This is a genomic window from Candidatus Eisenbacteria bacterium, from assembly GCA_016235265.1.
GTDB lineage: Bacteria > Eisenbacteria > RBG-16-71-46 > RBG-16-71-46 > JACRLI01 > JACRLI01.
Map to the genome: position 1 here is coordinate 38,833 of JACRLI010000025.1, position 10,598 is coordinate 49,430.

Sequence of the window (10,598 nt, forward strand, 5' to 3'; positions counted from 1 at the left end):
ACTCGCAATGTAGGACCGGTGCCGCGCACTGTCAAGGCGACGGGCCGCGGTTGCCGGCCCGCGATGGCCCGCAGCCTGCGCCGGGCACGCGGTTCCGTGGTCGCCGCTTCGTGAGCGTTGACCCGCTCCGAAGGGCGTTCCTATAATGGCTCGTTCCCCGGAGGCGACCATCTACCTTCTTGGCCGGGATGCGGTTGGCCCGGCCCTGGGAGTCGCATGACGACGCAATCGACTGTCTCCAAGGCGGCCGCGCCCGCCATCCCGAAGACCATGCGGGCGCTGGTCAAGCCCGGTCCCCGCGCCGGCGCCGAGCTGCGCACCGTGGAAGTGCCCTCCCCCGGTCCGCGCGACGTGCTGGTGCGCGTGCTGGCCGCCTCCGTCTGCGGCACCGACCTGCACATCTACAGCTGGGACGAGTGGGCCGCCAGCCGCTTCAAGGCGCCCATGACGTTCGGCCACGAGTTCTGCGGCGAGATCGTCCAGTGCGGCTCCGAGGTGGAGAACGTGAAGGTGGGCGACTATGTCACCGCCGAGACGCACGTGATCTGCCACACCTGTTACCAGTGCCGCACCGGCCAGGGCCACGTGTGCGAGAACGTGTCCATCCTGGGGGTGGACCGCCCCGGAATCTTCGCCGACTACGCGGTGATCCCCGCGGAGAACGCGTGGGTCACCGACCGGCGCTTCCCGCCCGAGATCGCCACGCTGCAGGAGCCCTTCGGCAACGCGGTGCACACCTCGCTCACCGGCCGGCTGACGGCCAAGAGCGTGCTGGTGAGCGGCTGCGGCCCGCTGGGGCTGTTCTGCGTGGCGTTGTCGAAGTTCGCGGGCGCCTCGCACGTGTTCGCCACGGAGACCCAGCCGCTGCGCCGCGACCTGGCGAAGAAGGTCGGGGCCACGGCGGTGTTCGACCCGATGACCCAGGACGTGGTGGCCGAGGTGCACCAGCTCACCGGTGGGGCGGGCGTGGACGTGCTGCTGGAGACCGCGGGAGCGCCCGCGGCCATCGAGTCGGGCTTCAAGTGCCTCAAGTACGCCGGACGGGCCTCCCTGATCGGCCTGCCCAGCAAACCCTTCCCGTTCGACTTCACCAACCAGGTGATCTTCAAGGGCGCCACGGTGATCGGCATCTCCGGGAGGGAGATGTTCGAGACCTGGTATTCCACCCGCGCGCTGCTGGAGGGCGGGCTGGACCTCTCGCCGATCATCACCCACAAGCTGCCGCTGGAGGAGTTCGAGAAGGCCTTCCAGCTCATCGCCTCGGGCCAGTGCGGCAAGATCGTGTTCAAGGTCGCGCCCCCCGAGGCCGGCGGCATCCGGGAGAGTCGATGACCGCCACCGGCGGATTCCAGGGCAATCGCCGGTTCGAAGACCAGCTGGGCGGCGAACTGGATGCGCTCAGATCCCAGGGGCTGTACCGGAAGCTGCGGGTGCTGGAGGGCGGGCAGGAGGCCGAATGCACCTTCGACGGCCGCCGCGTGATCAACCTCTCCTCCAACAACTACCTCGGGCTCACCACGCACCCGAAGCTGCGCGCGGCGGCGCTGGAGTTCGTGCAGCGGCTGGGGGTGGGCTCCGGCTCGGTGCGCACCATCGCCGGAACCATGAAGGACCACATGGAGCTGGAGCGCCGCCTCGCGGCGTTCAAGCACACCGAGGCCTGCGTGGTGTTCCAGTCGGGTTTCACCGCCAACGCCGGCACGGTCTCCGCGGTGCTGGGCAAGGACGACCTGATCATCAGCGACTCGCTCAACCACGCCAGCATCATTGACGGCTGCCGGCTGAGCAAGGCGCCGATCAAGGTCTTCCCCCACAAGGACGTGGAGGCCGCCAAGCAGATCCTCGAGGAGCACCGCCACCACCCGGGGCGCAAGCTGCTGATCACCGACGGGGTGTTCTCCATGGACGGCGACATCGGCGCGCTGCCGGAGCTGTGCGAGCTGGCGAGGCACTACGATTGCATCATGATGGTGGATGACGCCCACGCCAGCGGCGTGCTGGGCCGCAACGGGCGCGGCACCGTGGACCACTTCGACCTGCACGGCAGAGTGGACATCCAGGTGGGCACGCTGTCCAAGGCGGTGGGCGCGCTGGGGGGCTACGTGGCGGGCTCGAAGCGGCTGATCGAGTACCTGTACCACCGTGCGCGGCCCTTCCTGTTCTCCACCTCCCACCCGCCGGCGGTGGTGGGCGCGTGCCTGGCGGCGCTCGACGTGCTGGAGAACGAGCCCCGGCTCATCGAGACGCTGTGGGACAACACGCGCTACTTCAAGGCCGGCCTGAAGCGGCTGGGATTCGACACCGGGCTGAGCGAGACCCCCATCACGCCGGTGATCGCCGGGGACACCGAGCTGGGCATGCGCCTCTCGGACGAACTGTTCGCCGAGGGAGTGTTCGCGCAGGGCATCGGCTTCCCCACCGTGGCCCGGGACAAGGCCCGGGTGCGGACCATCGTGACCGCCACGCACACCAGGGAGCAGCTCGACCGCGCGCTGGCGGCGTTCGAGAAAGTGGGACGGAAGCTGGGGCTGATCGCGTAGAGCTCGGCGTGGAGGCCCCGCCTGCGAGGCGGGGCTTTCCGTACCCGGAGGAATGGCGGATGAAGGCACGGTCGCGACGGGGCTCCCGTCTCCGAGGTTGGGTGTGGCTGGTCGCCGCGGCTGTCGCGGGCGCCGGGCTGCCCGGCGGCGCCGCGGCGCAGGCCGGCTTCCCCGTCACCTTTCTGGACCCTTCGCCGCGATCCAGGGCGATGGGCGGCACCGGGGTGGCCGTGCCAGGGGCCGACGCCTTCGGGCCGCACCTCAACCCCGCGCACCTTTCCGACGCGAAGGGACTCACCTGGGCCCGCTCCCGTACGCGCCTGGTGCCGCGACTCGCGGACGATGTCGAGCTCCGTTCGGATGCCCTGACGCTGGGGGCCGCGGACGTGGGCCTGAGCCTGGGCGGCCGCCCGTTCAATTCCCTGGGCGGCACGGTGCTGGACTACGGCGCGGTGCCGGCCCTGGGTGAGAACGGGATGGACACCACCGGTCTCCGGCGCAGCTACGAGGAAGTCCGTGATTTCGGCCTCGCCTTCCGGGTGTTCTCCACGGCGCGGGGGCTTGCCGGCCTCGCGGGTTGGAAGCTCCCTCCCATCCACCGCTACGCGGACCTGGCGATCGGTTGGCGCTGGAAGAGGTTCCATTCCACGGTGCCCCTGGTCTACCCGTGGCCGCCACCGGATTCGGTGCAGGGCACGGCGCGCGATTTCGGCCTGCGCCTGCGCGTGAGCCCGGTGCACGACCTCGCCGGCGAGGTGCGGGACGGCCGCGAGTCGGACGGCGGGCGGCTGCGCGCGATCGGGGGCGTCGCGGTGGACCTGTACGCCGGTGTGAGTTGGACCAATTCGCACGGCGACACGGTGCTCGCGACCCGCTTCGCCCCCGAGCCCGGCGTGGTTCCGACCGCGTTGCGGCGCACCGGTTACGGGCTCCGCGTCACGACGGGGCTCCCGGCCTTCCTGCAGGCGGACGAGTTCGGCGAGTCCCCGGGCCTGGCCCGGTGGCTGGGCCCCACGTTCACGTTCACGGTGGCGGGTGAAGTCGTTTCGCAGCGGCACCGCCCCGCGATCATGACCTTCGTGGGGCGGCCCGATCCGGTGTACGAGCGGAGCGCCACGGGCTGGGGCGCCGAGCTGACCGCGCTGGGAGTGCTGGCGCTGCGCGCCGGCCACATGGACGAGTCCGCTTCGATGGGCGTCACCGGCGGCACGTGGGGCTTCGGGTTGAACCTGCACTACGCGGACGCCGTGGCGGTGCGCTACGACCGGGCGTCCTACCCCCTGCCGTACTTCGCGGAGCCCGGCGAGGCCGCCGGCGGCGCGCGCATGCGCGCCCATCCGTGGAGCTGGCGCGTGGACGTGAATCCCTACGGGGTGCTGAAGGTCCTCCTGGGCGAGTAGGCCGGGCGCGAACGCCGGACCTGCAGGAACGCCCGGGCCAGGCATTCATGCCTGACCCACAGCAACTCGCCCGGTCTACAGCGCCTCGCGCAACGCCGCCCCGGTGTGGGATGCCTTGACCTTCGCCACCTGCTCGGGGGTGCCTTCCGCCACCAGGGTGCCGCCGCCGTCGCCGCCTTCGGGACCCAGGTCCAGGATCCAGTCCGCGGACTTGATCACGTCCACGTTGTGCTCGATCACCACCACCGTGTTGCCCTTCTCCACCAGCTGGTGCAGCACGCCCAGCAGCATCTTCACGTCCTCGAAGTGCAGGCCGGTGGTGGGCTCATCCAGCAGGTAGAGGGTGCGGCCGGTGCTCACGCGGGAGAGCTCCGTGGCCAGCTTCACGCGCTGCGCCTCGCCCCCCGAGAGCGTGGTGGCCGGCTGTCCCAGGTGCAGGTAGCCCAGGCCCACCTCGTGCAGGGTGCGCAGTTTGCGGTGCACCGTCGGGATGGGCTTGAGGAAATCCATCGCCTCCTCCACGGTCATTTCCAGGACGTCGGCGACGCTGCGGCCCTTGTACAGCACCTCCAGCGTCTCGCGGTTGTAGCGGCGGCCGCGGCACACGTCGCAGCGCACGTAGACGTCCGGGAGGAAGTGCATCTCGATCTTCTTCACCCCGTCGCCCTCGCAGGCCTCGCAGCGTCCGCCCTTCACGTTGAAGGAGAAACGGCCCGGGCCGTAGCCGCGCGCCCGCGACTCCGGCAGCATGGAGAACAGGTCGCGGATGGGCCCGAAGGTGCCGGTGTAGGTGGCCGCGTTGGAACGCGGCGTGCGCCCGATGGGCGACTGGTCCACGTCCACCACCTTGTCCACGTGCTCCAGGCCCTCGATGCGGTCGTGGCGCCCGGGGGTCACCTGGGCCGCGTGGAAGTGATGCGCCAGGGAGTGAAACAGCACCTCGTTCACCAGCGTGCTCTTGCCCGAGCCGCTGACGCCGGTCACCACCACCAGCCGGCCCAGGGGGAAGTCCACCGTCAGGCGCTTGAGGTTGTTCTCGGCCGCCCCCACCACCCGCAGCCGCTGGCCGCTGCCCGGGCGGCGCTCCGCGGGCACCTGGATCTCGCGGCGGCCCGAGAGGTACTGGCCGGTCAGGGAGTCCGCGGTGGCCATCACCTGCTTCGGCGAGCCCTGCGCCACGATGCGTCCCCCCAGGCGTCCGGCGCCGGGGCCCAGGTCCACGATGTGGTCGGCCGCCAGCATGGTGTCCTTGTCGTGCTCCACCACGATCACGGTGTTGCCCAGGTCGCGGAGTGCCAGCAGCGTGCGCAGCAGTTTCTGGTTGTCGCGGTGGTGCAGTCCGATGCTGGGCTCGTCCAGGATGTACAGCACGCCCATGAGCCGCGAGCCGATCTGGGTGGCCAGCCGGATGCGCTGCGCCTCCCCGCCGGCCAGCGTGCCCGCGGGTCGGTCCAGCGTCAGATAGCCCAGGCCCACGTCCAGCAGGAAGCTCAGGCGCTGCGAGACCTCCTTGAGGATGGGCCCGGCGATGACCAGCTCGCGGGGGCCGAACCGGAGCCCCCGGGTCACGTCCAGGGCGCGCTCCACGGACATCGAGGTGAACTCCGCGATGTTGAGTTCCCCGATGCGCACCGCCAGCACCTCCGGCTTCAGCCGGCGCCCGGAGCAGGCCGGGCACGGCTGGTCGGTCATGTAGCCGCGCACGAACTCCCGCACCCGGTCCGAAGAGGAATCCTCGTAGCGGCGCATCAGGTTGGGGATCACGCCCTCGAACTTGCCGTGGTGCTCGTACTTCGACTTCTCCGACTGCACCTTGAATCGGAACTCCTGCCTGCCCGCGCCATACAGGAAGATCTTCCGGTGCTCGGCGGTGAGCTTGCGCCAGGGAGTGTCCATCCGGATCTTCAGGTGCTTCGCCACCGTGGCCAGCAGGCTCTGGTACCACCCGCCCATGATCTTCGACCACGGCTCCAACGCGCCATCCTCCAGCGAGACGTCCGGGTCCGGCACCACGCGGCCCGGGTCGATGTCCAGGTGCGTGCCCAGCCCGCCGCACGCGGGGCAGGCGCCGAAGGGGCTGTTGAAGGAGAAGCTGCGGGGCTCCAGCGCCGGGAAGCTGACGCCGCACCGCGGGCAGGCGGCCTGTTCCGACATCAGCCGCGGCTGTTTCTCCCCCGCGACCTCCACCTGGGCCAGTCCCCCGGCCAGCCGCGCCGCGGTCTCCAGCGAATCCGCCAGCCGCCGCGCCTCCTCCCGGGACACCACGATCCGGTCCACCAATACCTCGATGGTGTGCCACTTCTGCTTGTTGAGCGCGGGCGGCTCCTCGATCTCCACCAGCTGGCCATCCACCCGGGCGCGCAGGAAGCCCTGGCGGTGCAGCGCCAGCATCTCCTTCCGGTATTCCCCCTTGCGCCGCCGGACCACCGGGGCGAGCACGCTGAGCCTGGTGCCGTCGGCCAGCGCCAGCAGGCGGTCCACCATCTCCTGGACCGTCTGGCGTTCGATGGCCGAGCCGCAGGTGGGGCAGTGCTGCCGGCCCACGCGGGAGTACAGCAGCCGGAGATAGTCGTAGATCTCGGTGACGGTGGCGACGGTGGAGCGCGGGTTGTTGCCCGCGTTGCGCTGCTCGATGGCGATGGCAGGGGAGAGCCCCTCGACGCGGTCCACGTCGGGCTTCTCCATCTGTCCCAGGAACTGGCGGGCGTACGCCGAGAGCGACTCCACGTAGCGGCGCTGGCCCTCGGCGTACAGGGTGTCGAAGGCCAGCGAGGACTTGCCGGAGCCCGAAACGCCGGTGATCACGATCAACCGGTCGCGGGGCAGGTCGAGGTCGAGATTCTGGAGATTGTGCTCGCGCGCGCCACGCAGCAGGATCTTCGGGCCCGGCGCGGGCTCGTGCTCGGAAGGCATGGTCTGGCTCACCTGGGAAGAAGTGTCGTCGGAGGAACCCGGACGGACACCGGCATGGTAAGGCCCCGGCGGCGAGTCCGCAACCCATGCGGCGGGCATGGTGCCGGGGGCCGGCGCGGCCGCGGGCCCTCCCGGTTGGATGCAGTCCGCCCGCTCCGGGCCCGGTTCGCTCTGCGTTGTTGAGGAGCGGGCCTTTCCGCGCCTATACTGCCGCCATGCGATTCGTGAAGGCCCTCGCGCTGGGTGCCGCCTTCTTCGCGCTGTGCTGGCTGGTGGGCGGATGGGGGCTGCCGTCCGCGGAGCGCGCCGCGTTCTACCCGGGTGACGCCCCGGTGCATTACGCGCGCTCCGGCGCTCCGGGCGCGTACGTGACCGGGCCGGCCAAGTCCTTCCACCCCGACGAGGCATCCATCCTGGGGGCGCTGGCCGCCATGCGGCCGTCGGCGCGCGACTTCAACCCGCACTTCTTCAACTACCCCAGCCTGCACATCTACGCCGTGGGCGGGGCGCTGGCGCTGGCGCAGAACCGCCGCTGGATCCCCGCCTCGAGGGACGCCGCGCACTACCTGGCCTCCCCCGCGGATGCCGCGAAGCTGTACCGCACGGGGCGGGCCGTGAGCGCCCTCTGGGCGGCCGTCCTGCTGATGGCGCTCTACTTCGCCTCCGAGGCGGGCCTGGCCGCCGCGCTGATCCTGGCGTGCGCGCCACTGTTCCTGGCCTGCGCCGCGAGCATGACCGTGGACATGGCCGCGGCCAGCCTGGCCACGGTGGCCGCGCTGGCGGCGGCCCGATCGCGCGCCCCGGGCCGCTGGCATGCGCTCGGGCTGGGCCTTCTGGCCGGGCTGGCCGCTTCCGCCAAGTACCCCGCCGCAATCGCGTTCCTGCCGGTGGCCTACGCCTGCGTGGGCCCGGCCCAGCGAGCTCGCGACCGCGCCGGGTCGCTGATGACCGCCACGGTGGGCGCCCTGGGCGGCTTCCTGGCGGGCACGCCCTATGCGCTCCTCTCGCCCGCCGAGTTCCTGGCGGGAGTGCGGGCGGAGTGGGGACATGGCTCCGCCGCCCACGGCTACCAGTTCATGGACGCGGGGCCCGCGTGGCGCTTCCACCTGGACCACACCTTCCTCTCCGGCTGCGGGCTGCCCTTCACGCTCTTCCTGGTCGGAATGCTCGGCTGCCTGCTGGACTTCAACGCGCGGCGGCAGGCGTTGTTCCTGTTCAGCGCCGCGTGGGTGGCCCTGCTGCTCTCCGCGAACCTGCACTTCGCCCGCTACGCCCTGCCGGCGCTGCCGGTGGCCGCGCTGCTGGCCGCCGAGGGCTGGGCCCTGCTGCTGGCGCGGCTGGGCGCGGACCGCGGACCGATGTCGGGAATCCTGGCGGCGCTCCCGATCCTGCCCCAGGGGGCCCTCGCGCTGGCGTATGTGCTGGTGATGCTCGGGCCCGATCCCCGGCTCCTGGCGGCAAGGGCCATCGCGGGCTGGCCGGCCGGGACGCGCGTGCACCTGCTGGAGCCGCCGTACTTCACCACCCCTCCCATGGACCTCTCGCGCCTGGATGTGCGCGTGGGCCCGCTGGACCTCGATACGCTCCGAACCTATGCCCCGCAGGCCGTGGTGGCATCGGAGTTCGAGCTGCGGGACCTGGCGCGGCTGGGATCCAGGTTGCCGTCGCAGTCCCGGGCCGCGACCGCGCTGCTCACGCCCCGGGACACGCTGCGGGCCGGGGCGGAGGCATGGGTCGGCACGGAGTTCGCCCGCCCCGCCACGCTGGCCGGCTGGTCGGCCCCCACGCGCGCCGAGCCCCAGGAGCTGGTGATGCTGCATCCCACCATCTACGTATGGCGCCGGCTCTATTGAACTCGCCGCCCGGCGGACCGGCGCGTCCCGGGGCCGGTCAGACCGTGCCGCGCGTGGGCGAATCGGAGGTCCGTCCCTTCGATCCGCGCAGCTGGCCCCGGGAGCTGTGGCTGGTGCTCGCTGCCGCACTGCTGCTGCGCCTCCCGGGCATCCACTACGGGCTGCCCTCGCTCTTCTACCACCACGACGAGCCGCAGATCGTGCTCCGCGCCCTGCGCTTCGGCACCGGGGACTTCAATCCCCACGCTTTCCGCTGGCCCGGCACGTGGCACATGGACCTGATGTTCCTGTGCTACGTGGCGCTGTTCGCGGCCGGCCGGCTGGCCGGCGCGTGGCAGGGGGCCGCCGAGTTCGCGGCGCAGTACTTCGCGGATCCGTCCGTCTTCTACCTGGTCGGACGCGGCGTCTCGCTGCTGCTCGGCCTGGCCACGGTGCCCCTCATGTGGGCGCTGGCGGCGCGGGCTGCCGGCCCGCGCGCGGCGCCGTGGGCGGCCTTGATGCTGGCGGTCAACTGGCTCCACGCGGACATGTCGCGGGTGACCGTTCCCACCGTGCCGATGTGCTTCTGGAGCACCCTGGCGCTGTACGCGATGTCGGCCCCGCCGCCCTTCCGCACCCGTCGCAGCCTGGGGTTGGGGCTGGCGTGCGGGTTCTCGGCGGCGTGTCTGTACTACGGCGGATGGACGCTGCTGGCGTGGCCGGGCATCCTGGCGGCCCGGGAGGGCGGCGGCTGGGTGCGGCGCCTCCGGGCGGCGATCGGTGCGCCGTTCTGGCTGGCTGTCGCGGGGGCGGCGGGTGGATTCCTGCTGGCGTGTCCGTGGGCGGTGCTGGACGCCCGTGCATTCCTGCACGACCTGGTGTTCGTGAACGCCCAGTACGCCACCTGGCAGGGCGCGGTGCCGCGCGTGCTCCTGCCGCTGGTGAATGTCTACGAAGTCACCTGCCTGGTGCTCCCGGAGCTGCTGGGCTGGCCCGCGTGGCTGCTGGCGCCCGCCGGGGCGGTGGTGGCGTGGCGGAGCGGGTCGGCCTGGGCGCGCGGGGCGCTGGTCTTCGCGGCCGCCTTCGCCGCGCTGCTGCTGCTGTCGCGCTACCAGATGCCGCGCTACGCCATGCCGCTGCTCCCGCTGGCGTGCGTCTACGCGGGTGCGGCCCTGGCGGCGCTGCCGCCCCGTCGCGGCTTGCTGCCCGCCGTCGCGGCGCTGGCGTTGGGCTGGTGTCTGGTTGATTCGGGGCGCGTGGCCCTCGACCGCACCCGGCCGGACACCCGGGAGCTGGCCAAGGCCTGGGTGGAAGCGCACCTCGCCCCCGGCTCGCGGATCGTGCTGGACGCCCTGCACCACCGCAACACCTTCACTGCCCCCCTGGACATGACCCCGGGCAACGTGCGCGACAGGCTGGCGCGGCTGGCCTCCGGCCCCGCGGCGTATGGCTCCGCGGAGGCCTATCGCCTGTACTACGAGCACCTGCTGCGGCACCCGGGGCCGCGCCCCTACGACCAGGAGTGGACCGAGGCCGGGGAGCGCATCCGCTCCCTCGAGGAATACCGGCTCCAGGGCTTCCGCTACGCGATGGTGTCCAGCCTGGTGTACGCCGGCTACCGGCACCACGGAGAGTGGGAGGCCAACGCCCCCGGCCGCTTCTACGGCGGCCTGGAGCGCGGGGCGCGGCTGCTCGCGGAGTTTCCCGGCGACCGCTTCCTCCATCCCGGGCCCACCATCCGGATCTACGAACTGAGATAGCCGCGGCGGCGGGATCGGGTAGCCGGGGGCCGCAAGGCCCCCAGCTCCCACACCACCGTACGTGCCGTTCGGCATACGGCGGTTCAGTTAGAGTGCATGAGGTGTTGATGCTCGCCAAGGAAGCTCAGGAGCCCGTAGGTGGCCAGTTGGGCG

General features: G+C 71.7%; 6 protein-coding genes. 5 read left to right on the forward strand and 1 reads right to left on the reverse strand.

The genetic code is table 11. The features are described from left to right. Positions 1 to 258: 258 nt before the first annotated feature. The 3 genes from tdh to HZB25_13880 all read left to right on the forward strand — a co-directional run bounded on the left by tdh (position 259) and on the right by HZB25_13880 (position 3,940). A complete protein-coding gene (gene tdh, locus HZB25_13870; protein MBI5838321.1) occupies positions 259 to 1,332 on the forward strand; it encodes an L-threonine 3-dehydrogenase in 1,074 nt (357 codons plus the stop codon). Beyond that, positions 1,329 to 2,540: a glycine C-acetyltransferase gene (locus HZB25_13875; GenBank protein MBI5838322.1), complete on the forward strand. Its 1,212-nt coding sequence runs from the start codon at positions 1,329 to 1,331 to the stop codon at positions 2,538 to 2,540. The genes tdh and HZB25_13875 overlap by 4 nt, the downstream gene beginning before the upstream one ends. 101 nt (positions 2,541 to 2,641) lie before the next feature. Continuing rightward, positions 2,642 to 3,940 (forward strand): hypothetical protein, encoded by a 1,299-nt coding sequence (locus HZB25_13880; GenBank protein ID MBI5838323.1) that lies wholly within the window; start codon positions 2,642 to 2,644, stop codon positions 3,938 to 3,940. Positions 3,941 to 4,015: 75 nt separating this feature from the next. Here HZB25_13880 and uvrA read toward each other — a convergent pair whose 3' ends face one another. Then, positions 4,016 to 6,853, reverse strand: a complete 2,838-nt coding sequence (gene uvrA / locus HZB25_13885; GenBank protein MBI5838324.1) for an excinuclease ABC subunit UvrA — start codon at positions 6,851 to 6,853, stop codon at positions 4,016 to 4,018. Between the two features lie 215 nt (positions 6,854 to 7,068). On the opposite strand from uvrA, the gene HZB25_13890 reads away from it, so the two are divergent. Both HZB25_13890 and HZB25_13895 read left to right on the forward strand, forming a co-directional pair. Next, a complete protein-coding gene (locus HZB25_13890; protein MBI5838325.1) occupies positions 7,069 to 8,706 on the forward strand; it encodes a glycosyltransferase family 39 protein in 1,638 nt (545 codons plus the stop codon). Between the two features lie 53 nt (positions 8,707 to 8,759). Further along, positions 8,760 to 10,445 (forward strand): hypothetical protein, encoded by a 1,686-nt coding sequence (locus tag HZB25_13895; protein MBI5838326.1) that lies wholly within the window; start codon positions 8,760 to 8,762, stop codon positions 10,443 to 10,445. The last annotated feature ends 153 nt before the right edge of the window (positions 10,446 to 10,598 follow it).

Coding starts and splice junctions, on each gene's coding strand:
- HZB25_13875 (MBI5838322.1), top strand. CDS start 1,329: ATGACCGCCACCGGCGGATTCCAGGGCAATCGCCGGTTCGAAGACCAG.
- uvrA (MBI5838324.1), bottom strand. CDS start 6,853: ATGCCTTCCGAGCACGAGCCCGCGCCGGGCCCGAAGATCCTGCTGCGT.
- HZB25_13890 (MBI5838325.1), top strand. CDS start 7,069: ATGCGATTCGTGAAGGCCCTCGCGCTGGGTGCCGCCTTCTTCGCGCTG.